This window comes from Streptomyces sp. DSM 116793, from assembly GCF_057320905.1.
In genome coordinates this window covers 164,549-188,071 of sequence record NZ_CM170494.1, presented here as the reverse complement: position 1 = coordinate 188,071, position 23,523 = coordinate 164,549, and the positions used below count along the sequence as shown (strand labels likewise).

Genomic DNA, 23,523 nt, shown 5'->3' with positions numbered 1-23,523 from the left:
TGTGCGGGCGGGCTGCGCGGTGTACCGGGGCTTCGAGGCGGACCCGTGCTGCCCGGTGCCGCGGGCGAGAGGGCCGCCGAGAGGACGGCCCGAACGCGCCCGCTGCGTCAGGTGCCCGGCCGGGCCGGCGGCTGGATCAGCTCGATGAGGTTCCCCTCGGGGTCCCGGAAGTACAGGAACCTGGTCCCGCGCGCGCTCGCCGGCTCGTCCACCTCGACCGGTCCGCCCACGACGTCGACGTCCAGTTCCCGCAGCTGCGCCGCGGCGGCTTCGATGTCGGCGGTGCGCAGCGCCAGGTGGCGCAGGCCGGGGGCGTTGGCGGGGGCCCGGGGGTCGGCCGCGGGGTGGTGCTCGTCGTACATGGTCAGCTCGACGATGGTCTCCGCGCCCGGGATCCGCAGGTGGACGGTGCGTGCGGTGGCGCCCGGGACGCCGACTCCCGCCCCGAAGACCGGGGTCGTCAGCTTGAGTTCCTTGACGGTCGAGGCCCCCAGCAGGTCCTGGTAGAAGGCCACCATCCGGTCGATGTCCCGGGTGACGACGGCCACATGGAGGAGTGCGCTCACATCGATCGCCATCAGACCAGCGCTCCTTCGGGAAGCGGGGCCGTGGCCGGGTCCGCCACAGGACGCGTGGCGGAGGGCGCGAGCGCGGGCAGGACTCCTGTCAGCCGTTCACGCTGACGCTGTTCGAGATGGGCCAGGAACGAGCGTCCGATGCCCGCCTCCAGACCCATCCGGAACGACGACAGGACCCACTGCTGGAGCGCGTCGCCCCGCACCGGGGCCGGGGCCCGCAGGTGGTGACCGCCGCCGGCGACGGCGGACGCGATGACCGTGTTGTCGTGCAGCACCCGCTGGAAGTCGACCCGTGCGCCGGCGTCACCGCTGAGCGTCTCGAACGCGTGCGACATCATCCCCAGCATGTTGTCGTCCTCGGTGAACAGGTGCTTGGCCAGCACGGTGTCCCCGCGGCTGAGGATGACGCCCGCCTTGATGTCCGTGAACTCCTCGCAGATCGGTGCGTAGGTCGCATGGATCGACAACTGGTCCCGGCAGAACAGGTCCAGACTGCGCACGATCGTCGGGTGGCGGAGGTTCGAGTAGTGGATGAAGGACGCGCCCGAGGCCGCCCGGCCCACCAGCACCCCCTCACCGAGCCGCAGCCGCTCCCCGCCGCGCACGCCCAGGTCGGTCTCCTCGACGTGCTCCAGCGACCGCACCTCGCCCGTCAGGTCGGCGCCGATGTACAGCTGATGGGGTATTTCCACCTCGAAGACCGTCGGCGAACCGGAGCCGGAGGCGCCCCTGCGGCGCAGGCTGTCCGCCCGCCGGTCCTTGGAGAAGTTGGTCACGCACAGCATGGGGCTCAGGTCGTAGCGGGCCACCAGGTCCCGCACCGTGGTGTGCACCCGCGAGTGCAGGTAGTTGCGCACCAGCACCGCCGCCGACGACGCCAGGACCTCGCCCACCTCGTCGACGAGGTCGGGAGCGACCAGGAACGGCTTCTCGATGACGAACCTCCGGTACCCGGCGCGCCACCACTCCACGAGGGCCGGGGCCAGGCTCCGGCTGGGCAGGCACAGGTCGACGATCGTCGACTCCGGGTCCGCCCCGGTGAGGTCCGCACGGCCCGTCACCACGTGCTCGGGCAGGCCGTCCGCGGCCAGCAGGGCGGCCAGCTCGCCGCCGGCCCGCCCGGCGTGGTCGACGAACCGTATCCGCGCCCGGTCCAGCCGGCCGGAACGGGCCAGCCTGGAGTAGGCGCGGTAGTGCAGCGAGCCGGCCTTGCCGGCACCGACGATGACGACGTTCATCAGGTCGTGGCCGCCTTCACGTGCTCGACCGCACCCTGGAAGTCCGCGTCACCGATGTGGAAGGCGAGATAACGGAGCGTCTGCGAGCCGGTGTTGCGGATCCGGTGCTTCGTCCCCCGCGGAATGCGGACGCACGAGGAGGGGCCCAGCTGGTGGATCTCCCCGTCGAACTCCAGCTCCGCCTGGCCGGAGACGATGAAATAGGTCTCGTCGGTCCTGGGGTGGTGGTGCAACTGCCCGCCCCGACCCGGCTCCGTGGTGGCCATGGCCACCCGCACCACCCGGGTTCCGGGGCTGTCCGTCGTGGTGTACAGCAGGGCCCGTGTGACGTCTCCGCCGTACACCGACTGCGTCAGGGCGTCCACATCGATCAGGGGATTCATCGACTCGTCCGCCTTCACAGCAGCTCGCAGGACTTCATGATGGTCTCCAGCTCGCCGATCCGGTGCTCCGCGAGCGGGGTGAGCGGCAGACGCGGCTCGCCGACGTCGAAGTGCGCCAGCGAGAAGGCCTTCTTGAGCGCGATCGGGTTGGTCGCGAAGTAGATCGCCCGGTAGAACTCCGCGAACTTCAGGTAGAGGTCCCTGGCGGTCACGAAGTCGTCGGCGAGGGCGGCCTCCACGATGGAGCGGCTCTGCCGGGGCATCACGTTCGCCGCGACCGACACATGGCCGTGCCCACCGAACAGCAGCGCCGGCAGCGCGGTGAAGTCGTTGCCGGACAGCACGACGAAGTCGGCGTCGCGGACCAGGTGGAGGACCCGGCGCAGCCGCACGACGTCCTGGTTGCCTTCCTTGACGCCCACGATGTTGGGGTGGGCCGCCAGCTCGGCCATCTGCTCGGGGGAGGTGTCCACGGTGGTGCGGCCCGGCAGGTTGTGCATCAGCAGCGGGATGCCGACGGAGTCGGCGACCTTCCGGAAGTACTCGACCAGGCCGCGCTGGGTGGGCGGGTCGAGGTAGGGCGTGAAGGCCAGCACGGCGTCGGCACCGAGCGCCTCGGCCCTCTTCGCGAGCTCGATGGTGCGGGTCAGGTTCTCGGTCCCGATGTCCGGGATGACCAGGGCGCGGCCGGCGGCCTGCTCGACGCAGATCTCCGTGATCCGCAGCTTCTCCTCGTCGGTGAGGGCAGCCGCCTCGCCCGTCACGCCGTTCGGGCACAACCGGGTGACGCCGTTGTCGAGCTGGAAGTCGACGAGCCGGCGCAGCGCCTGCTCGTCCAGCTCGCCGGACGGCTGGAAGGGCGTCAGCAGCGTGGTGTAGGCGCCGACGAACCGGCTGGTGCTCTTACTGATCACAAGGACTCCTGTCGATGAGAGGGCCCACCGGCGCCCACCGGTCGGCGGAACGGCGCGTCGGGGCAGAGCGGAGCGGGGTGAACGGCGAGATGCGGGAGACGGGAGGGAACGGACGGCGCGGAGAGACAGGGAGACGACAGACGGGACACGGGAGGTAAGTCCGGATGGAGCACGGACGGACGTCGCACGGGGCACCGGAGGACATCGGACGGAGGATGTCGGACGGGGCACCGGAGGACATCGGACGGAGGATGTCGGACGGGGCACCGCAGGATGTCGGACGGAGGATGTCGGACGGGGCAACGGAGGATGTCGGACGGAAGGACGGAAGGACGGAAGGACGGAAGGACGGAAGGACGTCGGACGGAGCACGATCGGTGGGCCCCGGGACCGGCGTGCCCGGGGACGAGGCCGGGCGCGGGAGGACGCGGGGGTGACCGATGACGACGGAGAGGGGGCGCGAGCACCTGGGCAGGGGCGCGGGAAGAGGAGGTGGGCGCGCCGCCGATCAGGCGGCCACCCGGCGCGGAAGCCGCTCCCACAGCGCGCTCGCCATGGCCGCGGGGGCGGCCCCCGGTTTCTCGACCACACCGCGTTCCACCAGCAGGATCTCCAGCGCGGTCAGCACCGGCAGGAGATCGAGCGGCGCCACCGCCCCGATGTGGCCGATCCTGATGATCTTGTCCTTCAGCCCGCCCTGTCCCCCGGCGATACGGAGGCCGAAGCGGTGGTACAGCTCGGTCACGAGGCCGTCGGTCCGCGCGCCGGACGGCAGCCGGACCGCCGTCAGGCCGCTCGACGGCGGCGCGGACGGGAAGAGTTCGAGCCCCATGGCGGCGACACCGGCGCGGCAGACCGCGGCGGCGTGCGCATGGCGCTCCCACACTTTCGTCAACGCCTCGGCCTCGATGGCGTCCAGGGCGGCGCTGACGGCGAAGAGACCGGCGTTGGCGGGAGTGTTCGGCACGGTGCTGTCCCGCGCACTGGCCCGCAGCACGTGGAAGTTCCAGTAGGAGTAGCCCTGGGAGGGCCTGACGCGTTCCCACGCCTGGTCACCGACCGCCACGAAGGCCACCCCGGGCGGGCTCATCAGGCCCTTGTGGGAGGCGGTGAGGGCGAAGTCCACCCCCCACTCGTCCATGTGGAAGGGCTCGACGCCGACGGACGTCATGCTGTCCACGGCGACGGTCGCCCCGAAGAGCCGGCCGAGCCCGGCCAGGGTCCGTACGTCGTGCAGCGCCCCGGTCGAGGTCTCGCAGTGCGTCAGGAAGAGGTGCCGGGGCCGGTGCCGGGCCAGCTCGGCCTCCACCGCGGCCGCGTCGAACGTCGCCCCGTCGGCGACCTCGTGCACCCGTACCTCGGCCCGGTAGGTGCGGCACAGCTCCGCCCACCGCCTGCCGTACTTGCCCGCCGCGAGTACCAGGACGTCGTCGCCCGGCGCGACGAGGTTCGCCACCACGGCCTCCATGCCGCCGCTTCCGGAGGCCGGCAGCACAAGGATCTGACCGCCGGTGCCGAAGAGCGCCTGAAGTCCGCTGTGAATCCTGTCGTACAGTTTCCGAAATTCCGGAGTCCGGTGGTGGGTCAGTTTCGCAATTGAGGCGAGGCGCACGCCGAGGGGCACATGAGTGGGCCCGGGCGTGAACATGTCGGCGTCTAACATCGTGATTCCCCCGAGCTCAGAAAACCGCCGCACGGCATTACGAGGAGAGAATTACAGCCTGCTTCCACAAGGGCCGGAGCGGCTATTGAACGGAGTGTTCCCACTGACACGCAGAACACTGGCATACCGGCGATGGGTCCGCAATGCCCACCCGTCCTTTCCGTTCCACTCAGCGAAAAGCGGCAGGCCACGGCCGCGTGCGCGAGAATATGCGGTTCTCTGGTCGAGGGTGCGGACACGGTAGCGCCCGCACCGGTGCTCGGGGCCGGCCCCGGCGGTGTAGCGGCCACCCGGCCGGTGGCGGTCGTTCACGCGCTTCCCCTGCGGGCGCCGCCCTGCGACCGCAGAGGCCCGGTGCCCGAAGGGCGCGGGGAGCCGCGCGAAAGGCCACGGAAGTCACGCGGAATGCGCCGGTCCACAGGGGCAGTTCCGGCCGGACTCGTCCACCGGCCGGTCAACCGGCCGTCAGCGCCGCTTCGGAGTCGGACGACAAAAGCCACCGCACCTTCTCCGCGGTATCCGTACCGGGCACGGGGTTGTACAGGACAACCGTGAGATCGGGCCTGGCCGGCATCCGGAGCTGGCTGGTCTCGAAACTGAGCGTGCCCACCACGGGGTGCTCCACCTCGTTCATCACCACACCGGCCGCCCCGACGTCCTGGCGCGCCCACAGCTCGGCGAAATCCGGGCTCTCCGCACTGAGTTCCCTGATGGTTCGCCTGACGTCCCCGTCCTCGGGTTGCAGCGCCGCCGCCGCACGGAACGCCGCGACCACCGCCGGAGCGGCCTTCTGCCACGCCGCTGGCCGATTGCGGAACATCGGATCGCGGAAGAAGGCCACCAGGCAGTTCCGCTCGGCACGGTCCATGCCGAACACCAGCCGGGCCGACTCGTTCTGCGCCACCGTGTTCCAGCGGGGATCGAGCATGGCCGCCGGATTCGGCCCCCATGCCTCGATCAGGCGCTGCAGCCCCTCGCAGTACGCCACCGCCGGCTTCCCCTCCAGGGGCGGGGGATTCAGCCCGGCCAGCGTGTAGAGGTGCCGCCGCTCCACCTCGTCCAGCCTGAGCACCCGGGCCACCGAGTCCAGGACCTGCGAGGAGACGTTGATCTCCCTGCCCTGCTCCAGCCACTGGTACCAGGAGGGGGCGATACCCGCGAGCACCGCCACCTCCTCGCGGCGCAGCCCCGGCGTCCGCCGCCCGCCGCTCTCGGGCAGCCCGGCCGCCGCCGGGCTGATCCGCGCACGGCGGCTCCGCAGGAAATCGCGCAGCTCACTCCGGCGGCCGATCTCGCCTGTCCTGGGCACTCCGGTTCTCTCCCCTTCATCGCCTCGATCCCTCCGTACCTGGTGGTGGGAACACCAGTGGCACCACGGGCTCCCCACTCCGCCCGTGCCCTCAGGAGCCTTACGGGCATGACGACAGCACCCTCATCGACCGGCAGGGCGGGCGACGAGCATGCCGCTCGGCCGGCCTCCGGCCACCTCGGTGCCCGCGCGAAGCTCGTCCTCTTCGTACTGTGCGCCTCTCAGTTCATCATTTCGCTTGATTTCTCCATCCTCAATGTGGCGCTGCCCGTCCTCGGCAAGGACCTGGGCATGGACCAGGCCGGACTCCAGTGGGCCATCACCGCCTTCGCCCTCCCGTCGGGGGGCTTCCTGCTGCTCTTCGGCAGGGCGGCCGACCTGCTCGGACGCCGCACGTTCTTCCTCGGCGGCATCGCGGTGTTCACCGCCGCCTCCGTCCTGGCCACGCTGACCGGCAGTCCGGGGGTGTTCCTGGCCGCCCGCGCGCTCCAGGGTCTCGGCGCCGCCGCGGTCATCCCGACCGGCATGTCGCTGCTGACCACGATCTTTCCGGAGGGGCCGCAGCGCAACCGGGCCCTCGCCGTGAACGGGACGGTGCTGTCGCTGGGCTACACCATCGGCATGCTGCTGGGCGGTGTCATGACCAGCGGCCTGGGCTGGCGCTCCACCATGGGGCTGCTGGCCGCCGCCGGCGCGGTCCTGGTGGTCGTCGCCCCCCTCCTGCTGCCCGAGAGCCGCAGCACCGAACGGCCCCAACTGGACGTGCCCGGCGCGATCACCGTCACCGGCGGCCTCCTCTCGATCATCTACGCCATGTCCACCGCCGCCGACCAGGGCTTCGGCCGGACCGACGTCATCGTCTCGATCGTGCTGGGCGTGCTGCTGCTGACGGCCTTCGTCGTCGTCGAGTCGCGGGCCGAGCAACCGCTCGTGTCCCTCAAGCTGCTCGCCAGGCCCACCGTGGCCTTCGGCAACCTGGGCGGTGTCACCACCTTCTCGATGATGAGCTCGGTCATCTTCCTGCTGACCCTCTATCTCCAGGAGGTGCTCGGCCTGTCGTCGCTGCAGACCGGGCTGGTCTTCGGCGCCCAGGGCGTGGTGCTGGCGGCGACCGGCATCCTCTCCTCCAAGGTGGTCGCCCGGATCGGTGCCCGCGCCACCCTCACCGGCGGTCTCGCGGTGCAGGCCGTCTTCACCTCCGGCCTGTTGCTCATCGGGGCACGGCAGGGCGTCTGGCTGGCCGTCACCGTTCTCTGCCTCGCCTCCTTCGGCCATATGTCGGCCGTCGTCTCCTACGGCATCAACGCCACCTCCGGCCTGTCCGACGACGAACAGGGCCTGGCCACCGGCCTCATCACCAGTGCGCAGCAACTGGGCATCACCATCGGCATCCCGATCCTCAGCGCGATCCTGGCCGGCCGCGTGGGTGCCCTGGAGGCCGCCGGGAAGGACTTCGACACCGCGATGATCGGCGGACTCCACCTCGGCTTCGGCCTGGACGCCCTGCTGGTCCTCACCTCGACGCTGCTCATCGGCTACGGCCTGTTCGGCCTCGGCCGCCGGCAAGCCCGCCGCTGACGACGAGCCGGACCGCCGTGGACGACCGGGCAGCGGCAGGCTCCGGGGCGGGTGTCGTCCGTCACCCGCCCCGGAGCGCACCGTCAGCCCCTGAACGCGCGGTTCGCCGCGGAGACCAGGGCCCTCATCGTCGCCGTGACGATGCTGGAGTCGGTGCCGACGCCCCAGAGCCGCTGGTCGCCGATGGTGCACTCCGCGTACGCCGCCGCACGTGCGTCACGCCCCGTGGACATGGCGTGCTCCTGGTAGTGGAGCACGTGCACGTCGATGTCCAGCCCGCCCAGGGCCGTGGCGAACGCGTCGATCGGGCCGTTCCCCACCCCTTCCAGGGTGCGCCGGGCGCCGTCCAGCAGCACCTCGGCCACCAGGGTGTTCTTCCCGTCGTCCGAGACGGTGCTGGAGTGCGAGAGCAGCGACAGGCGGCCCCCGGCGTCCGTGCGGGCACCGGGCCCCTCGGGCCGGTCCCCGTCCTGCGCCAGGGCGTACTCGTGGCAGAAGATGCCCCACAGCTCGGCGGGGGTGATCTCCCCGCCCTTCAGGTCCGTGCGCGCCTGGACCACCTTGGAGAACTCGATCTGGAGACCACGTGGGAGGTCCATCCGGTGCTCCGTCTTCATGACGTGCGCGACACCGCCCTTGCCGGACTGCGAGTTGACCCGGATCACGGCCTCGTAGTCACGGCCGACGTCCTTGGGGTCGATCGGCAGGTACGGCACACCCCACGGGTGCTCGGCCACCGGGGTCCCGGCCGCCCGGGCGTCCCGCTCCAGCGCCTCGAGGCCCTTCTTGATCGCGTCCTGGTGGGACCCGGAGAAGGCCGTGTAGACCATGTCCCCGCCGTACGGATGCCGCGGGTGCACCTCGAGCTGGTTGCAGAACTCCACGGCGCGGCGGATCCCGTCGATGTCCGAGAAGTCGATCATCGGGTCGATCCCCTGGCTGAACAGGTTCAGCCCCAGCGTCACCAGGCACACGTTGCCGGTGCGCTCACCGTTGCCGAACAGGCAGCCCTCGATGCGGTCGGCGCCCGCCAGATGGCCGAGCTCCGCGGCCGCCACGGCCGTCCCCCGGTCGTTGTGCGGATGCACGGACAGCACCACGGATTCCCGCCGGTCCAGGTGACGGCCCATCCACTCGATCGAGTCGGCGTAGACGTTGGGCATCGCCATCTCGACGGTGGCGGGGAGGTTCACGATCGCCTTGCGGTCCGGCGTCGGCTGCCACACGTCGATGACGGCGTTGCAGATATCGGCGGCGAACTCCAGCTCCGTGCCCGTGTACGACTCCGGCGAGTACTGGAAGCTGATGCCGGTGTCCGTGAAGCTCTCGGCGAGGTCCGCACAGATTCTGGCACCGCGCACGGCCAGGTCGGTGATCTCCGCACGGTCCATGCCGAACACCACCCGGCGTTGCAGCGTGGACGTGGAGTTGTACAGGTGGATGATCGCGTGATGGCTGCCGCGCACCGCCTCGAAGGTGCGCTCGATCAGCTCCCGCCTCGTCGGCACCAGCACCTGGATCACCACGTCGTCCGGGACGCGGTCCTCCTCGATGATGCGCCGGATGAAGTCGAAGTCGGTCTGGCTCGCCGACGGGAAACCGACCTCGATCTCCTTGTACCCCATGGAGACCAGCAGGTCGAACATGCGGATCTTGCGCTCCCAGCCCATCGGGTCGATCAGCGCCTGATTGCCGTCACGCAGGTCGACCGCGCACCACTGGGGGGCCTTGGTGACGGTCTTCCCGGGCCAGGTGCGGTCCGGCAGATCCACGGGGGTGAAGGGGGTGTACCGCCCGGCAGGCATGCCGGAGGGGCGCTGTGCGGGGAAGGGTCGGGGGCTGGAGGACGGCTGCTGCCGGTCGCTCACGTGCATGGCGGAGGTACTCCTCGATGTGTGTGTCGTCTAGGCCGACGACTACGGGGCAAGCCCAACACCGCGCCGAGGAGGTCGGCCTGGACGGCCCTCGGCGCGGCACATAAGGAGGAGGCTCCACTGGCACACGTCATGCATCGCTGTCACCTTACAAGTACTCTGCGTGCGGCGTCGGCTTTCCCGGCAGTACGCCGGAAGGCCCTTTCACGTGCCGACCCGGCTGCCCTCGACGGGTATCTCGGGCGCCACCGGGTCTCTGGGGCTCAGGGCGTGCTGGATCCGCGAGGCCGTCTCCATCAGCACGTCCCGCCACTGCTCGACCGCCTCGGGCGCCCATACGCACAGCCCGATGGCCGCGGCCGCGGCTCCGCTCTCCCGGACCACCGGAACCGCCACGGTGCGCAGCCCCGGCACCACCGGGTCGGGCAGCACCGCGCAGCCCCGTCTGCGGATCTCCGCGAGGCGGTCGTCCGGATCGAGCGCCAGGCCGCCCTGGTGCGCGAGGAGGGCGAGCCCGGCGGCGGACTCGATCAGCGGCCTGCGCAGCCCGCGGTGCCCCTCGGCGCTGCGGTGCCGCCGCGCACGCAGGTACTCGACGAAGACGGCGTCGGAGCCGTCCTTCACCGCGAGGTACACGTCTTCCCGCGTCACCTCGTACAGCCGCTGCAGATACGGCATGGACACATCGCGGACGTGGGAGAGCGGGGAGGCCAGCGAGCCGACCTCCCACAGCCGAAGGCCTATCCGGTAGCGGCCGTCCCCCTCCCGTATCAGGGCCCCCCACGACTGCAGCTCACCGAGCAGACGGTGCGCCGTGGTCGGCGGAATGCCCGTGCGGCGGGCGATCTGCGACAGCGAGAGGGCCGGATGGCCCCGGTCGAAGCTGCCGAGAATCGCCAGCACACGGCTGGTCACGGACGTCCCCATCTCTCGCGTGTTGCCGGCCACTGTCCCCTCCTGAACCCCGCGCCGGTAAATCCGCCCCCCGGGTCGGACGCACGGCCTGCGCCGGCATCCGCCCTCGGCACTGCTGCCTGACCCGAACCCTTCTCCTCCGACCGGTGCGCGACGACCCCGGACGCCGCGCGGCGGAGGGCGCTGCGCGGCCGACGGCCGCGGCGCACATGCCTTCCGTGCCCTCACCCCGGACCCGCCCCCCTCACCGAACCCACCCCGTGCGTCACCGAGCCGGCCCCCGCACCGCAGCCCCGTCCCGTCACCGGAGTCCCGCTGCCGCGCGCAGCGCCCCGACCCGGTCGGTGCGCTCCCAGGTGAAGTCCGGGAGCTCACGGCCGAAGTGACCGTACGCGGCGGTCCGGGCGTAGATCGGGCGGAGCAGGTCCAGGTCCCGGATGATCGCCGCCGGGCGGAGGTCGAAGACCTCGCCGATGGCCTTCTCGATCTTCTCGGGGTCGATGGCGGCGGTGCCGAAGGTCTCGACGAAGAGGCCGACCGGCTCGGCCTTGCCGATCGCGTAGGCGACCTGGACCTCGCAGCGGCGCGCGAGGCCCGCGGCGACCACGTTCTTGGCGACCCACCGCATCGCGTACGCCGCCGACCGGTCCACCTTGGACGGGTCCTTGCCGGAGAACGCACCGCCGCCGTGCCGGGCCATGCCGCCGTACGTGTCGATGATGATCTTGCGGCCGGTCAGGCCCGCGTCACCCATCGGCCCGCCGACCTCGAAGCGCCCGGTGGGGTTCACCAGCAGCCGGTATCCCTCGGTGACCAGGTCGAGGCCCGCGCCGGCGAGGGCCTGCAGCTCCGGCTCGACGACATGCTCCCTGATGTCCGGCGCCAGCAGCGAGTCCAGGTCGACGTCGGAGGCGTGCTGGGAGGAGACGACGACGGTGTCCAGACGGACCGCCCGGTCGCCGTCGTACTCGATGGTGACCTGTGTCTTGCCGTCCGGGCGCAGGTAGGGGACGGTGCCGTTCCTGCGGACCTCCGTCAGGCGCCGGGCGAGCTTGTGCGCCAGCGTGATCGGCAGCGGCATCAGCTCGGGGGTCTCGTCGCAGGCGTAGCCGAACATCAGGCCCTGGTCGCCGGCGCCCTGGCGGTCGAGTTCGTCCGCCTCCCCGCCCGGTGCGGCTCTCCCGACCCGGGTCTCGTACGCGTCGTCCACGCCCTGCGCGATGTCCGGGGACTGCGCGCCGATCGAGACGGTCACGCCGCAGGAGGCGCCGTCGAAGCCCTTCGCCGACGAGTCGTAGCCGATCTGAAGGATCTTCTCGCGCACCAGCGTGGCGATCGGCGCGTACGCCGTGGTCGCCACCTCGCCCGCCACGTGGACCTGCCCGGTGGTGATGAGCGTCTCGACCGCCACCCGGGAGGCGGGGTCGTCCTTCAGCAGGGCGTCGAGGATGGTGTCGCTGATCTGGTCGGCGATCTTGTCCGGGTGTCCCTCGGTGACGGACTCGGACGTGAACAGCGTGCTGGACATGGGTGTCTCCTCTCTCGCTTCGAACACGGCCCGGGGCGTGGGTGTCACGGCGCGGAGAAGCCGGGGACCGTGACGACGCCCGGCAGCCCGGCGGCCCGTTCGAGCACGAGACCGGCGATGGCCACGTCCAGCGAGCCCAGGCCGAACGGCGCGTAGACCGCCGTCCTCGTGCGGTCGGGACGCGCCGTGGAGAGGAGGTAGTCCCCGATCGGGCGGACCTCGTCCGGGGACACCGTGCCCTCGTCGACGGCGAGGGCCAGCGAGGTCTTCTCCCGCAGGGCGTGCGACACCTCGTCGACCACGTGCGCAGCGCCGGCGAGCGCGGCGGGAGCCAGGTCCCGCAGGGACATGTGCAGCACGACGGCACCGGGCTCGAACCAGTCGGGCCCGGACACGTACGGGACGACGGCGGTGGTGGCGAACAGCACCACGTCCGCACCGGACAGCGCCTCCCGCAGCGTGTCCGCCACGCTCACCTCGCCGGTGGGGAAGGTGCCGGCGTGCTCGGCGGCGAAGGAACGGGCGCGTTCCGCGTCGAGGTCGTGCACCGCGACCTGCCGGCACGACCAGCCGAGGCTCGCCAGGACGCGCAGGGTGGTGCCGGAGATGTACCCGGTGCCGACCACCGCGAGCCGCGCCACGGACCGGTCGCCGTCACGCAGCGCCTCCGCGCCGACCGCGGCGGAGAGTGCCGTGCGGTGCGCGCTGATCCGGGCGCCCTCCACGACCGCCCGGGGAAAGCCCGTCCTGGGGTCGTTGAGGGCGATGAGGGCCGAGGCGCGAGGGAGCCCGTGAGAGAGGTTCTCGGGGAAGCTGGATATCCACTTGATGCCCATGGCCGGTAATTCACCGGCGACATAGGCGGGCAGGGCGATGACGCGCTCGCGGCGCTCCGGATCGGGACGCAGGAACAGACTGTCCGGATTTACCAGGTTTCCTTTCGCGGCCTCGATGTAGATCCGCTCGACGATGTCCTTGGATTCCTTCCCGAGCGTGTCTAGGACCTTTTGGACGACCGCTGAGGGAACGATGACGAGGTCGTGCGAATGGGTCGTGTCGCTCACGTTGTGCCTCTCGTGTCAAGGTACTGCCGGCCGCCGCACCGCGCCGCGGCGGTCAGCGCAGCAGGGAGAACTTCTTGGTCAGCGGGTCGACCACGTCGCGCGGTCCGAACACCGCGACGCCGTAGTAGTCGAGTTCCTGTTCCGGACGCTTGCGCATGCGTTCCTGCTGATCGGCATAGGTGCCGCCGGTCATGTCCGAGGTGAAGTCGGTGCACAGCAGCCCCGCCGCCCGCGCCTGCTCCCGCAGCCGCCGCAGCCAGGCAGGCCTGCCCTCCAGAGCCACCAGCGAGAGTCCGGAAATGGGCGCGTGCTCGCCCCCCTCGGAGTCGGGAAAGGCGAGGAACGACATGCGGGGCAGCAACTCGGGGCGCTCGGCCACGGCCTTTGCGACGAGTCCGAGGCACAGGTGGGAGGCGGCATTGGTGGCCACGCCGTGTTCGAGCTTGGATTTCAGCGCGACGACGAACTTGTGATCGGTGTCGACGGCCGACGGGTCGACGATGACAGCGGTGCTTTCCGGCACGAGAGTACCCCCGGGCGCTCTTCGTTGGTGGCTGAGGGAGAAATCGACGAGAACGGGACGCGGTCCCGGCTGGTGTGGGTCAGGCGCCGGTCGAATGGGCGAAGAACCGGCCGACGCGACGCGGATTCAGACGGTATCCGGGGCGGCCCTGTATGACGGCCTCCGGCTCGGTGGGCAGCTCGGTGGTCTCCTTGAGTACGGCCTCGCAGGTGTTGCGGAATCTGCGGACGGTCTGGGCCAGCGCGCCGGTGGTGCGGCCGGTGCGCCTGGACAGTTCGGCTGCCGAGAGGAACGGCACGTCCCTGCCCTCCTGGCGGCTGCGGGTGAACTCCTCGCCCAGGACGGTGAGGACGTCCAGCAGGGGAGGCGGGGTCGACTCGTAGATCGTTATCCCCTCCAGCGACAGGAGCTGGTCGTAGAGGACGATCTCCAGGCGGGGCTCCGTCGGCCACGGGATGTCCAGGCCTAGGGAGAGCAGGTCCGGTGCCAGGAGGTCGGCGCGCAGCCCGGCGTACCTGCCCAGCATCCGGCTGCTCTCCGTGTGCTCCGTGGTCTGGAGGTAGTCGACGGCGACGGAGAGCGCCCTCGGGATCTTCGGGCGGAGGTCTCCGAGGAAGCGCGTGATCCAGTCCAGCGCGTCGTCCCTGCCGTGCAGCCGCGCGTACAGGATCGCGGCATCGAGGAGGACGAGGTTCGCGTGCTCCTCCATGCCCGCGTAGCCCAGCCTGTTGTTCAGGCCCAGCGCCGTCTCGACCAGGACCTCCGCCCTCACCTTCACCCGGAAGCTGCGCAGCATGCGGTGCCAGCGCTCGTGGGCGGTGAGCGGGATGTGCCAGCCCTGCCCGCCCTCGCCGTACCGGTCCGCGAGGTGGCGCAGGATCCGCGGGTAGGGAGAGCGGTGGAACGTCACCCACCCGAAGGAGAAGATGTCCAGACCGGCGTCGAAGTCCCGGCGCGAGCCGTAGCGGCAGGCGGCGATGAAGCGCTCGCTGGCGCGCACGTAGCGCATGAGCAGCTTCTTGTCCTGCTCGGTGAGCCCGGTGGGGCGCAGCGTCGCGGACTCCACGAACGTGCTGTAGCCGCCGCTCTGCAGGTCCCCTAGGTGGAAGGTGGCGGCCTGGCTGTCGTCGGTGACGGCGGTGTCGTGCGCCGTCATGAGCTTCTCCACGTAGTGGAGTTGGGCGTCGTGCACGCGCCTGGCCTCGTCGAGCTGCCCCGCGAGCAGCCGCGCCAGGATGAGGTCGGTGAAGAGCCAGGCCGCGTCCGCGTAGTAGAGGTACCTCTGGTAGCGCTCCAGGGACTCCTCGAAGAGGCCCGCGGCCCGCCCGGCCTCGTTCTCGGCCGCGGCCGCGAGACCCTGGCGCCACAGCAGGAAGGAGACGCGTGTGAGGGAACCGGCCGGCATGTCGAGGCCCCGCTCGCCGGCGAGCCGGGCCAGGGCCGGCGGGAAGACCGAGTCGGCGTACTCCGGCCAGCCCTGGCTGAGGTGGTCGGCGAGTTCCGTCAGGGTGTCGGGCGAGCCCTCGTCCACGCCGCGGTCCAGGAGCTCGATCATCTCCTTGGCCCGGGGCAGCACCCTGCCCGAGTACAGCAGCGAGGCGGCCATGTAGCGCTTGGCGACCTCCTGGAGGACGGGCGCTGCCGAGGCGCCACCGTCCAGGCGGGCGCAGACGGCACCGAGCAGCAGAAGCATGGCCACGTCGTGCTCGTCCATGTGGCAGAGTTCGGTGACCGACAGGTCGGCGAGCTGCTGCACGGCGAAGGGCGCTCCCCCTGCGGCGTGCTCTTCGAGCGCTCGGCGCGCCTCGGTCACACTACCCATCCTCGATTTCTTCCCGTCTTCTTCCTTGGGGCCACTCTTCCGCTGAAGTGGACGACCTCTACCGGCTATTCCCGGCGCGTACCGTTCCAGAAGTTCCGGCAGGCAGTGGAGTCTCGCCAATGACCGCCATCCAGCCGTCATTGTAGACCGTGTCCTCATACTTCTCCCCGCCGTCGGCGCACACGCACAGCGGGTCGACGACGTCGGGATGTTCCTCCAGAAAGCGAACGCAGGCCGCCAGAACGGCACCCGATGACGCGCCAAGATGTATTCCGGCCTCACCTAATATTCGGCGGCAATAGTACGAAGCCTCTCCCACGCTGACATATGAATAGTGGTCGACCAGTGACTCCTCAAGGAATGAAGAGCGGCGGCTGGCGCCGATTCCGGAGAGATGGCGGGGCCCCGGGGTTCCGCCGTACGCCACCGAGCCGTTGATGTCCACGGCCACCATGCGGGTGTCCAGTCCGCGCTCCCGGAAGCACCGGCTGACCCCCGCGAAGGTCCCGCCGGTGGAGACCGCGATGAAGACGGCGTCGGGCGGTGTCTGCATCTGGTTGAGGATCTCGGGGCCCGTCATGCGGCGGTGGATCTCCGGATTCCGCGGGCTCTCGTACTGGTTGACCCACACGTACTTGTCGTCCGCCGCCAGGAGTTCCTGCACCTTCGCTATCCGGGAGAGCAGGTAGGCGCCGGCCGCGTCCGCCGTGTCGACCATGAGGACCCGGGCCCCGAGGTCCTCGAGGCGGTTGCGGCACTCCCGCGTACTGAGCGGGTCGACCACCGCGGTGAAGCCGACCCCGAGATACCGGGCCATGCTCGCGAGCGCGACGCCGAGGTTTCCGGACGTGGACTCGAGCAGTTCGACGCCGGGCTTGATCCTGCCCTCTTCAACGAGCCCCCGGATGAGGCCGTAGGCGGTGCGTGCCTTGATCGATCCGGTGATGTTGTAGCCCTCGAGCTTCAGGTGGATCCTGCGCTCCCGTCCGAGAACGTCGAGCGTGATCGTCTTCACGGGAGTGAGGCCGAGCAGGGCCTCAAACCGGTCCAGGTATCGCTGCATGGACTGCGCCGACTCCTCACACACGTTCGCTTCCATGGCTTCGCGTACGCACCTTCCCCGTGTGGATGTCATAACCGAACCACGAGATGACAATGTGTCGTCATCTTACGTAGGGTTCATGAGGTATGAAGGGGTGTCTCAGGATCTGAGCCGGACCGTGGCGCGGTACAGGAGGAAACGAACTGGTGGTAACCAGGAGCAAAGGTGCGAGCGAACCGGATGAGAGGCGCCGGTTGCTGCGGGACGCGCTCGGGATCGGCGTCGCCGTCGGCGCGTACGGCCTGTCGTACGGGGCGCTTGCGGTCTCCAGCGGCCTCACGGTCGGTCAGACGCAGTTCCTCTCGCTGGCGCTGTACGGCGGCTCGTCCCAACTGGCGCTGGTGGGTGCGCTGGTCGCGGGCAGCGGCGGCGCCACGGCGAGTGCGACCGCCGTGCTGCTCGGGATGCGCAATCTCTTCTACGGCATCAGCCTGCGATCGGTGATCGGGCTCCGCGGCCGGAACCTGGTGCCCGCCGCGCACCTCCTCAGTGACGAGAGCGCCGCGATGGCGCTGGGCAGGCCCGGCAGGACGGCCGGGCGCTTCGCCTACTGGGCGACCGGCCTCACGGTCTTCGCGTGCTGGAACCTCGCCACGCTGACGGGCGCCCTGGCCGGCTCCCTCCTGACGGACCCGAAGGTGCTCGGGCTGGACGCCGCCTCCTCCGCGGCCTTCATCGCGCTCGTCGCGCCGAGGCTGAAGGAGCGCGCCCATCAGATGGTCTTCCTGCTGGCGTGTGTCGTCGCCGTGGGGCTGAGCCCGCTGCTGAGCGCGGGGCTGCCGGTCGTCGTCGCGGGGCTGACGTCGCTCAGCGTCCTGCTCGTGCCCCGCGGCGGTCCGCCGGAGTCCGTACCGCCGCAGCCCGTGCCGCCGGCGGACGCGGCCGAGCGGCCCCGCGCGTCGGACGGGGCCGTCGACCACGGTGGGACCCGGAACACGCGAGACGCGGAGGGTACGTCATGAGCTGGACATGGATCGTCGTCGCCGCCGCGGGATGCTTCGCGCTGAAGTTCGCCGGGTTGCTGGTCCCGGAGACGTTCCTGCGGAACCCGGCCGCCGCACGTGTCGCCGGTGCGATCCCCGTCGCCCTGCTGGCGGCTCTGATCGCGGTTCAGACGTTCACCGTGGAGCGGCACATCGTGCTCGACGCCCGGCTCGCCGGTGTCGCCGTCGCGGCCGTCGCGGTACGTATGCGGGCGCCGTTCCTGCTGGTGGTGACGGCTGCCGCGGTCACCACGGCGCTGCTCAGGTGGTTCGGGGCGGCCGGCTGAGGCTTCGCAAGGCCGACTGCGGCACCAGGGTGCCGGCCCCGGCTTCCGGCCGCACGGCCCGCGGCCGCGGCGCGGCAGACGTCGCGGCCCGGCGGTCCGCCGTTCCGGGAACTCACCTCGCACGGCTATGGATTCGGCCATTGCTCCGAGTAACTGCTCAGATACTGAGACGCCCCTTGCGTGTCATGTTAGCCACTTGGATGATCCTTGTCAGTCATCCAGAGGAGGCTACATGACAACGGCCGAGGGTTTCGGGGAGCTGCAGTACGGCTGGGAGAAGGCCTACCAGGAACAGGGCGAGACCCCGCTGTGGCAGGAAGACCCCATTCCGGTGATCCCACAGGCGATCGAGGCGCTCACCGACCGCGCCGTCCGCACCGTGGTGGACCTCGGATGCGGAGACGGGCGCAACCTCGCCGCTCTCGCGGGCGCCGGCTTCAACGCGATGGGCGTCGACATCGCACCGACGGGGCTCGCGCACGCCCGCGGCGCGATCGCGCAGCGCGCGTTCCTGCTGCGCGCGGACGCCACGAAGCTGCCGCTCATCGACGATTCGGTGGACGCGGTGACGTGCTTCGACGTCTTCGGGCAGATCCAGGACCCGACGGACCTGATCGCGGAGGCCCGCCGCATCGTCGCGCCCGGCGGCCTGTTCGTCACGAACGCCTTCACGCTCAAGGACGAGACCTACGGCGAGGGTGAGGAGATCGCTCCGCACACCTTCGCCTACAAGGACACGCTCTTCCGCTTCTACGAGGAGGACGAGATGCGCGCTCTGTTCTCCGACTGGACCATCCATGAGATCCGCCGCATCTCATGGGACGACCCGCCGCACGGTGACTTCCGGCCGTACCCGCACAAGCACGACAACTGGGTGGTGTACGCGTCTCCTGGCGAGTGAGCCGGCCGGCCGCGGGGACCCCCCGCTCCGCGGCGGACACGGTTCACCGGTGACGGGCCCTCACCCGTGGGTGAGGGCCCGTCGCGGCGTGTCCGGGGGTTGCCTCGGGGCACGCGCCGTGTGGCCTCCGTGATGACGGACGGGTCCCCGCAGCCGGATTCCGTCCTGGCCGGTCCTGGGGATCAGCCCTGGGCGGGAGCCGCCTGCGACCCGGCGCCGGACTCCAGCGCGAGCGTCGCGAAGGTGGCCAGCCAGTGGTCGCTGGCCCAGGTGCCGGTCGCCACGTACGGCAGCGAGGCGGCGAGTTGCCCGGCGGCCGCGGTGGAGAGGACGGGCACCCGTGGATCGTCGGCCGGCAGCGCACGCGCGATCGAGCTGAGCGCCGCCGCGCGACTGAGCCCCAGCCCCAGCAGATGCCCGATCTGCGGGTCGTCCGGGTCGGACACCTCGGGCGGGCTCAGTAGGCCGGCCGGCTCTCCCTCGGCCAGGCCCGGCAGGAAGCCGGTCAGCCACCGCGCGAACTCCCCACCCGGCAGCACCCGGCGCACCGCGTCCGCCTCGGTGAGCGCGGGGGAGAGGAAGTCCTGGCCGGACGGCTCCCAGCCGGCCGGGTAGTCGCGGTCGGCGAGGAACCAGCGGCGTATCGCGTCCGTCGCCGCCTCGGTGGCGGTGTCCGCGTCGAGCAGCAGGCCGAGCGCGAACGCGCTGTTGGTGTGCACACCGTGCCGGACCGGATAGGTGGCTTTGCCCAGCCATGCCTCGACCAGTTCCCGGACCGTGTCGGCGGCCGGCCGCAGGGCCTCGGCCCAGGTTTCGGCGCCCTCGATGCCGTCGGCACCGGCGTCCCGGCACTCGGCGGCGAGCCGTGCGAGCCAGGCCCAGCCGTAGGGTCGTTCGAAGGTGCGGTGGGCCCGCAGGTGGGCGGCCTCGGCGGCCAGCGCCTCGGCGGTCAGGTGGGCGTCGAGCACCTCGCGTACGACCCCGGTGTCGATGTGCGTGGGCGCCTTGCGCAGCAGCCGCACCAGGAGCCAGTGCATGTGCACGGACGAGTGCCAGTCGTACGAGCCGTAGAAGGCGGGGTGCCGGGTGCGCGGCGCGGTGAGGTCGTCGGGCCCGGTCAGCAGTTGCTGCGGGGCGTAGGGGTAGGCGCGGGTGACGTTCGCCGCGGCGAGCCGGGCGTAGGAGTCGGCGTGCTCGGCGAGAGCGGTGGAGTGCCGGACTGGTTCTTGCGCGGGGGACACGGTGCTGCTCCGATCGGAGGGTGTGATGACGGGGGGAGGGGAGGGAGGGACGGGGCGGACGGGCCTCACCTCCGGGGCGGCCGGATTGGCGAGCCGAGGGCTTCGGCCGCCGCAGCGAGGACGGGGCCGTGCAGCCCGAGCGGCACCTCGCAGGGGCCTCGCAAGGCGAACCGGGGCCTCGCAAGGCGAACCGGGACCTTCGGATGGCCAACCGGCGCTTCGGATGGCGGACCGACGCCTCGGAAGGCGAGTAGGCGTCAGAAGGCGAACACGCACATGATGGCGATGTTGCAGAACAGCATCGCCACGGCCGTGGGGGCCTGCGCCTTGATCGGCCCGTAGGTGTCCTTCAGCTCCAGCAGCGCGGCCGGAACGAGGTTGAAGTTGGCGGCCATCGGCGTGAGCAGCGTGCCGCAGAAGCCGCTCAGCATGCCCACGGCGAGCACCACGGCGGGATTGCCGTGCGCCTGGTCGACGAGGACCGGCCAGCCGACCGCCGCGGTCATCACCGGGAAGGCGGCGAACGCATTGCCCATGATCACGGTGAACAGCGCCATACCGACGCAGTACACGGCGACCGCGGTGTACGTCTGGCCGCCCGGAAGCAGGTGCGTGGTGATCCTGCCGATCTGGTCGCCGACCCCTGCGGTGGCGAAGATGGCGCCGAGAATCGCCAGCATCTGCGGCAGGACCAGCGCCCAGCCCATCGACTCCAGCATGGAACGGCCCGCGTGCACCGGGACGGACACCCGCCGCTCGTGCAGGAGGACCATCCCGACGACCAGCGCCACGAGCGCGCCGATGCCGAGGCCGAGCAGCGTCTCGGAGTCCTTCTCCAGGATGGGTGTGCCGCTTACGCTCCAGCGCTTCACCAGCACGGAGCAGAGCACGGCCACCACGGGAATGCACAGGGCCGGGATGAACAGCTTGTTGCCGTACCGGGCCGCGAACGCCTCCCGCCGCTCGGGCGGTGTGCCCTCCGCTGTGCCGCGTCCCGTGAGCCCGAAGCCGGCCAGGGCGGCGATGACCAGCACGGCGACTCCGAGCGGCTGGGCCGGGGCCCGCTTGTCCACCACCCATGTGCTGTAGACGAAGCAGATCCCGAGCAGGCCCCAGAAGGCCGCGCTGCCGTAGCGCTTGGGGTTGGTCGTGTCACGGAGCATCTGCAGCGCCATCACCACGAAGACGGCGCCGACGAGCCAGTAGAACCACTCGGCCTTGATCATGCGCCGGCCTCCTCGGACGTGCCGGCGGGGGCCGCGGTGGCGGCGGGCTTCAGCTCGCGCGCCAGCCGCCGGTCCTGGTGGAGCAGCCGTCCGCCGTGGATGAACAGCGCGCAGACGGCGCTCGGGATGGCCCACAGCGCGAGGTTCAGGGGCTCCAGGTGCGTGTGGTAAGTGGCGTTGGTGAACCCGGTGATCAGCAGGATGGAACCCACCGCGAGGAAGATGTCCTCGCCGAAGAACGCGCCGACGTTGTCCGCGCTCGCCGCCAGCGACCTGATCCGCTCGCGCACCTTCTCGGGCAGGGTGCCGTACTGCCGTTCCGCCGCGCCCTCGGCCATGGGCGCGATCAGCGGGCGCACGGTCTGTGCGGGCCCGCCCATGTTCATCAGGCCGAACGCCGCGGTGACCTGGCGCAGCAGCAGGTAGAGGGCGAGGACGCGCCCGGTGGTGAGCCGGGCGAGCCTGGCGATCAGGGCCCTGCCCTGCTCACGCAGGCCATAGCGCTCCAGCAGGCCGATGACCGGCAGGGTGATGACGAAGACCGTCACCGACCGGCTGGAGGCGAAGCTGGTGCCGAACGTGGTCAGGATCTCGTTCGGGGACTGGCCGTCGATGGCCGCCGTCACGATCCCGGCGACCGCGACGACCAGCAGGGGATTGCGTTTGGTGGCGAACCCGAGGATGACCACGAGTACGCCGAGCAGGACGAGCATCCTAAGCCCCTTTGGACGGTTGTGCTGGTATCCGCCCCGCCGAGACGGCAGGACGGCTCGCCCGGGAGATTAGGATGTTGTTCAACAATCCATCAATATGCTGGCTGTTTCTTTCTGGCGTCGTCTCTTGACATTTCACCAGAAACGGGCGTCGAGCAGGGGTTCGGCGGCGGTCACCGGACCCCTGCGCGGCGGTCGACCGACCCCCGTCAAAGGCCATCGCCCCTGCGCGAGGGCGCCGTTTCCGGGCCGGTCAGTTGACGGCCAGCACTGCCGTGTTGTTGGAGGTGTCCGGGTCGAAGGCGAACGGGAAATCGCCGGGCGAGGAGGGGTGGATGCTCACGGCACCGGTCGTGCCCGGCAGCACGGTGTCGATCCGCAGCGAGAAGGCGAACGTACGCTCCGTGTCCTCCAGCACCCAGTACGGCAGGTCGCAGTCATAGCGGGGAGCACCCGTCCGGTGCCCGTAGTAGCCGCCGGCGAGGGTGTGCGGAAGGCATCCGGCCGGGACGCCGGTGACCGTCGTGCCCTCGGGGACGATCAGCCGCACGACGGCGGCAGGCTCGCCGGAGCCGAGGTTGCCGAACCAGGCCGGACCGTGGTTCTCGAACGTGAGCCGGGCCCCGACCGTCTCACCCGCGGTGCCGGAGACCGCATCGCCGGTGACCGAGAAGTCGGCGGTGTTGTCGGCACCGATCTCCAGCGCCAGGTAGTTGTCGCCGGGGGCGAGGTCCTCGGCGCCCGCTCCCGGCTCGACGCTGATGTCGAGCCGCTCGTTCAGCGCGCGTTCGGCCGGTGTGACCGTCAGCGGCTCGGGCAGCTCGAAGGAGTCGCCCGGTGCCAGCTCGTCGTCGAAGAAGCAGTCGGCCGTCGTCATCGGCGCGTACTCGCCGTCGTTCGAGTGCGTGTAGGTGCAGGCGGCGTACCGGGTCAGGTCCTGAAGGCCGTACGAGGCCATCAGCCGCACGGTGAGGCCGTGTGCGCTCTCGCTGCCGCGGTTGGTGATCCTGAGGGGGATCGTCCGCTCCTCGCCGGGCTCCGCGTGCTCGACCGGGTCGATGTCGGCGATGGCCAGGTCGGGCCCCGAGCCGGCGGTGAGCGTGGTGTCGAAGCTGCCCTGCGGAGCGGTGAGTGTCCCGTCGGGGCCGCCGGTGGCCGTCGCCTCGTAGGTGATCCGGCCCTGCGCCCCGGCGGCCGCGCCGTCCGCGGCACGCACCACCAGGTGCACCTGCGGTGTGTACCCGGCTCCGATCACGGGCACGTCCGGCACGTCGCACACCGCGGTCGTCCCGCCCGGTGTGCAGTTCTCCGGCCAGGTCACCTCGGCGACGCCGGCGATCCCCGAGACGTCCACGGTGAGCCGGCCGCCGGTCACGGTGAAGGTGTCGTTGTCGTGGTAGAGGCCGATGTCCAGCGGCCGGTCCTGCGGCTCTCCGCCGTTCGCACCCAGCGGCAGCGTCTGCTCGTAGGGCTGGTCGATCCAGAGCGTGTCGCTCTGCGGTTCGTCGGCGGATGCGGGCAGCGCGAGGCCGGCCACGATGAGGCCGGCCGCCGCGGTGACACAGGCTCCGAGGCGCCCCCAGCGCCCGACGGAGTCAGGTCTCATTGCGTCTCCCAGGGTGTGTGGCCAGTCGCCTGGCACACCGGGGTCTCCGGCGTACGGGTTGGACGAACCCGGGGT

At 70.8% G+C, this 23,523-nt stretch carries 21 protein-coding genes; 4 read left to right on the top strand and 17 right to left on the bottom strand.

What is annotated here, in order from left to right; translation table 11 throughout:
• Positions 1-107: 107 nt before the first annotated feature.
• From ACSMXW_RS00800 to ACSMXW_RS00775, 6 genes are all read right to left on the bottom strand, one after another.
• Positions 108-578 carry a VOC family protein gene (locus ACSMXW_RS00800; protein WP_485803148.1) on the bottom strand — a complete coding sequence of 157 codons (471 nt, stop codon included), beginning with the start codon at positions 576-578 and terminating at the stop codon, positions 108-110.
• The gene (locus ACSMXW_RS00795) at positions 578-1,816 is read right to left on the bottom strand and encodes a hypothetical protein (RefSeq protein ID WP_485803146.1); all 1,239 of its coding nucleotides are present in this window, start codon (positions 1,814-1,816) and stop codon (positions 578-580) included. The genes ACSMXW_RS00800 and ACSMXW_RS00795 overlap by 1 nt, the downstream gene beginning before the upstream one ends.
• The gene (locus ACSMXW_RS00790; RefSeq protein WP_485803145.1) at positions 1,816-2,199 is read right to left on the bottom strand and encodes a cupin domain-containing protein; all 384 of its coding nucleotides are present in this window, start codon (positions 2,197-2,199) and stop codon (positions 1,816-1,818) included. The genes ACSMXW_RS00795 and ACSMXW_RS00790 overlap by 1 nt, the downstream gene beginning before the upstream one ends.
• Positions 2,200-2,213: 14 nt before the next feature.
• The gene (dapA, locus tag ACSMXW_RS00785; RefSeq protein WP_485803144.1) at positions 2,214-3,113 is read right to left on the bottom strand and encodes a 4-hydroxy-tetrahydrodipicolinate synthase; all 900 of its coding nucleotides are present in this window, start codon (positions 3,111-3,113) and stop codon (positions 2,214-2,216) included.
• Positions 3,114-3,621: 508 nt separating this feature from the next.
• On the bottom strand, positions 3,622-4,776 hold the full coding sequence (locus ACSMXW_RS00780; RefSeq protein ID WP_485803143.1) for a pyridoxal-phosphate-dependent aminotransferase family protein: 1,155 nt from the start codon (positions 4,774-4,776) through the stop codon (positions 3,622-3,624).
• Between the two features lie 454 nt (positions 4,777-5,230).
• A complete protein-coding gene (locus tag ACSMXW_RS00775; RefSeq protein WP_485803141.1) occupies positions 5,231-6,085 on the bottom strand; it encodes a helix-turn-helix transcriptional regulator in 855 nt (284 codons plus the stop codon).
• Positions 6,086-6,193: 108 nt separating this feature from the next.
• Here ACSMXW_RS00775 and ACSMXW_RS00770 point away from each other — a divergent pair, with 108 nt between their 5' ends.
• Entirely contained in the window at positions 6,194-7,663 is a 1,470-nt protein-coding gene (locus tag ACSMXW_RS00770; RefSeq protein ID WP_485803140.1) for an MFS transporter, read from the top strand.
• A gap of 83 nt (positions 7,664-7,746) precedes the next feature.
• Here the strand turns inward: ACSMXW_RS00770 and leuA are convergent, their stop codons facing one another.
• The 7 genes from leuA to ACSMXW_RS00735 all read right to left on the bottom strand — a co-directional run bounded on the left by leuA (position 7,747) and on the right by ACSMXW_RS00735 (position 16,488).
• Entirely contained in the window at positions 7,747-9,537 is a 1,791-nt protein-coding gene (gene leuA / locus ACSMXW_RS00765) for a 2-isopropylmalate synthase (RefSeq protein ID WP_485803138.1), read from the bottom strand.
• A gap of 204 nt (positions 9,538-9,741) precedes the next feature.
• Positions 9,742-10,452, bottom strand: coding sequence for an IclR family transcriptional regulator (locus ACSMXW_RS00760; RefSeq protein ID WP_485803136.1), 711 nt, complete (start codon positions 10,450-10,452; stop codon positions 9,742-9,744).
• Between the two features lie 301 nt (positions 10,453-10,753).
• The gene (gene metK, locus ACSMXW_RS00755; protein WP_485803134.1) at positions 10,754-11,980 is read right to left on the bottom strand and encodes a methionine adenosyltransferase; all 1,227 of its coding nucleotides are present in this window, start codon (positions 11,978-11,980) and stop codon (positions 10,754-10,756) included.
• Positions 11,981-12,024: 44 nt separating this feature from the next.
• Positions 12,025-13,044, bottom strand: a complete 1,020-nt coding sequence (locus ACSMXW_RS00750; RefSeq protein ID WP_485803132.1) for a 2,3-diaminopropionate biosynthesis protein SbnB — start codon at positions 13,042-13,044, stop codon at positions 12,025-12,027.
• A gap of 52 nt (positions 13,045-13,096) precedes the next feature.
• Positions 13,097-13,567: a DUF2000 domain-containing protein gene (locus ACSMXW_RS00745; RefSeq protein WP_485803131.1), complete on the bottom strand. Its 471-nt coding sequence runs from the start codon at positions 13,565-13,567 to the stop codon at positions 13,097-13,099.
• Between the two features lie 79 nt (positions 13,568-13,646).
• Entirely contained in the window at positions 13,647-15,389 is a 1,743-nt protein-coding gene (locus ACSMXW_RS00740; protein WP_485803129.1) for a hypothetical protein, read from the bottom strand.
• Between the two features lie 58 nt (positions 15,390-15,447).
• The gene (locus tag ACSMXW_RS00735; RefSeq protein ID WP_485803127.1) at positions 15,448-16,488 is read right to left on the bottom strand and encodes a pyridoxal-phosphate dependent enzyme; all 1,041 of its coding nucleotides are present in this window, start codon (positions 16,486-16,488) and stop codon (positions 15,448-15,450) included.
• Between the two features lie 149 nt (positions 16,489-16,637).
• Between ACSMXW_RS00735 and ACSMXW_RS00730 the strand changes: the two genes are divergently transcribed.
• The 3 genes from ACSMXW_RS00730 (at position 16,638) to ACSMXW_RS00720 (ending at position 18,662) form a co-directional block, all read left to right on the top strand.
• The gene (locus ACSMXW_RS00730) at positions 16,638-17,453 is read left to right on the top strand and encodes an AzlC family ABC transporter permease (RefSeq protein WP_485803125.1); all 816 of its coding nucleotides are present in this window, start codon (positions 16,638-16,640) and stop codon (positions 17,451-17,453) included.
• Complete coding sequence (locus ACSMXW_RS00725) at positions 17,450-17,761, top strand: AzlD domain-containing protein (protein ID WP_485803124.1); 312 nt, start codon at positions 17,450-17,452, stop codon at positions 17,759-17,761. The genes ACSMXW_RS00730 and ACSMXW_RS00725 overlap by 4 nt, the downstream gene beginning before the upstream one ends.
• A gap of 232 nt (positions 17,762-17,993) precedes the next feature.
• Positions 17,994-18,662, top strand: a complete 669-nt coding sequence (locus ACSMXW_RS00720; protein ID WP_485803122.1) for a class I SAM-dependent methyltransferase — start codon at positions 17,994-17,996, stop codon at positions 18,660-18,662.
• A gap of 182 nt (positions 18,663-18,844) precedes the next feature.
• Here ACSMXW_RS00720 and ACSMXW_RS00715 read toward each other — a convergent pair whose 3' ends face one another.
• The 4 genes from ACSMXW_RS00715 to ACSMXW_RS00700 form a co-directional block, all read right to left on the bottom strand.
• Positions 18,845-19,903, bottom strand: coding sequence for a DUF2891 domain-containing protein (locus tag ACSMXW_RS00715; RefSeq protein ID WP_485803121.1), 1,059 nt, complete (start codon positions 19,901-19,903; stop codon positions 18,845-18,847).
• A 257-nt stretch (positions 19,904-20,160) separates the two neighbouring features.
• On the bottom strand, positions 20,161-21,129 hold the full coding sequence (locus ACSMXW_RS00710; RefSeq protein ID WP_485803120.1) for a DUF979 domain-containing protein: 969 nt from the start codon (positions 21,127-21,129) through the stop codon (positions 20,161-20,163).
• Positions 21,126-21,842, bottom strand: coding sequence for a DUF969 domain-containing protein (locus ACSMXW_RS00705; RefSeq protein WP_485803118.1), 717 nt, complete (start codon positions 21,840-21,842; stop codon positions 21,126-21,128). The genes ACSMXW_RS00710 and ACSMXW_RS00705 overlap by 4 nt, the downstream gene beginning before the upstream one ends.
• Before the next feature lie 253 nt (positions 21,843-22,095).
• The gene (locus ACSMXW_RS00700; RefSeq protein WP_485803117.1) at positions 22,096-23,448 is read right to left on the bottom strand and encodes a COG1361 family protein; all 1,353 of its coding nucleotides are present in this window, start codon (positions 23,446-23,448) and stop codon (positions 22,096-22,098) included.
• Positions 23,449-23,523 lie beyond the last annotated feature (75 nt).

Bases quoted from the DNA above. Each gene is read 5' to 3' on its own strand.
- ACSMXW_RS00800 (WP_485803148.1), bottom strand. From the start codon at position 578: ATGGCGATCGATGTGAGCGCACTCCTCCATGTGGCCGTCGTCACCCGG.
- ACSMXW_RS00795 (WP_485803146.1), bottom strand. From the start codon at position 1,816: ATGAACGTCGTCATCGTCGGTGCCGGCAAGGCCGGCTCGCTGCACTAC.
- ACSMXW_RS00790 (WP_485803145.1), bottom strand. From the start codon at position 2,199: ATGAATCCCCTGATCGATGTGGACGCCCTGACGCAGTCGGTGTACGGC.
- ACSMXW_RS00780 (WP_485803143.1), bottom strand. From the start codon at position 4,776: ATGTTAGACGCCGACATGTTCACGCCCGGGCCCACTCATGTGCCCCTC.
- ACSMXW_RS00770 (WP_485803140.1), top strand. From the start codon at position 6,194: ATGACGACAGCACCCTCATCGACCGGCAGGGCGGGCGACGAGCATGCC.
- leuA (WP_485803138.1), bottom strand. From the start codon at position 9,537: ATGCACGTGAGCGACCGGCAGCAGCCGTCCTCCAGCCCCCGACCCTTC.
- metK (WP_485803134.1), bottom strand. From the start codon at position 11,980: ATGTCCAGCACGCTGTTCACGTCCGAGTCCGTCACCGAGGGACACCCG.
- ACSMXW_RS00740 (WP_485803129.1), bottom strand. From the start codon at position 15,389: ATGGGTAGTGTGACCGAGGCGCGCCGAGCGCTCGAAGAGCACGCCGCA.
- ACSMXW_RS00735 (WP_485803127.1), bottom strand. From the start codon at position 16,488: ATGGAAGCGAACGTGTGTGAGGAGTCGGCGCAGTCCATGCAGCGATAC.
- ACSMXW_RS00725 (WP_485803124.1), top strand. From the start codon at position 17,450: ATGAGCTGGACATGGATCGTCGTCGCCGCCGCGGGATGCTTCGCGCTG.
- ACSMXW_RS00720 (WP_485803122.1), top strand. From the start codon at position 17,994: ATGACAACGGCCGAGGGTTTCGGGGAGCTGCAGTACGGCTGGGAGAAG.
- ACSMXW_RS00710 (WP_485803120.1), bottom strand. From the start codon at position 21,129: ATGATCAAGGCCGAGTGGTTCTACTGGCTCGTCGGCGCCGTCTTCGTG.
- ACSMXW_RS00705 (WP_485803118.1), bottom strand. From the start codon at position 21,842: ATGCTCGTCCTGCTCGGCGTACTCGTGGTCATCCTCGGGTTCGCCACC.
- ACSMXW_RS00700 (WP_485803117.1), bottom strand. From the start codon at position 23,448: ATGAGACCTGACTCCGTCGGGCGCTGGGGGCGCCTCGGAGCCTGTGTC.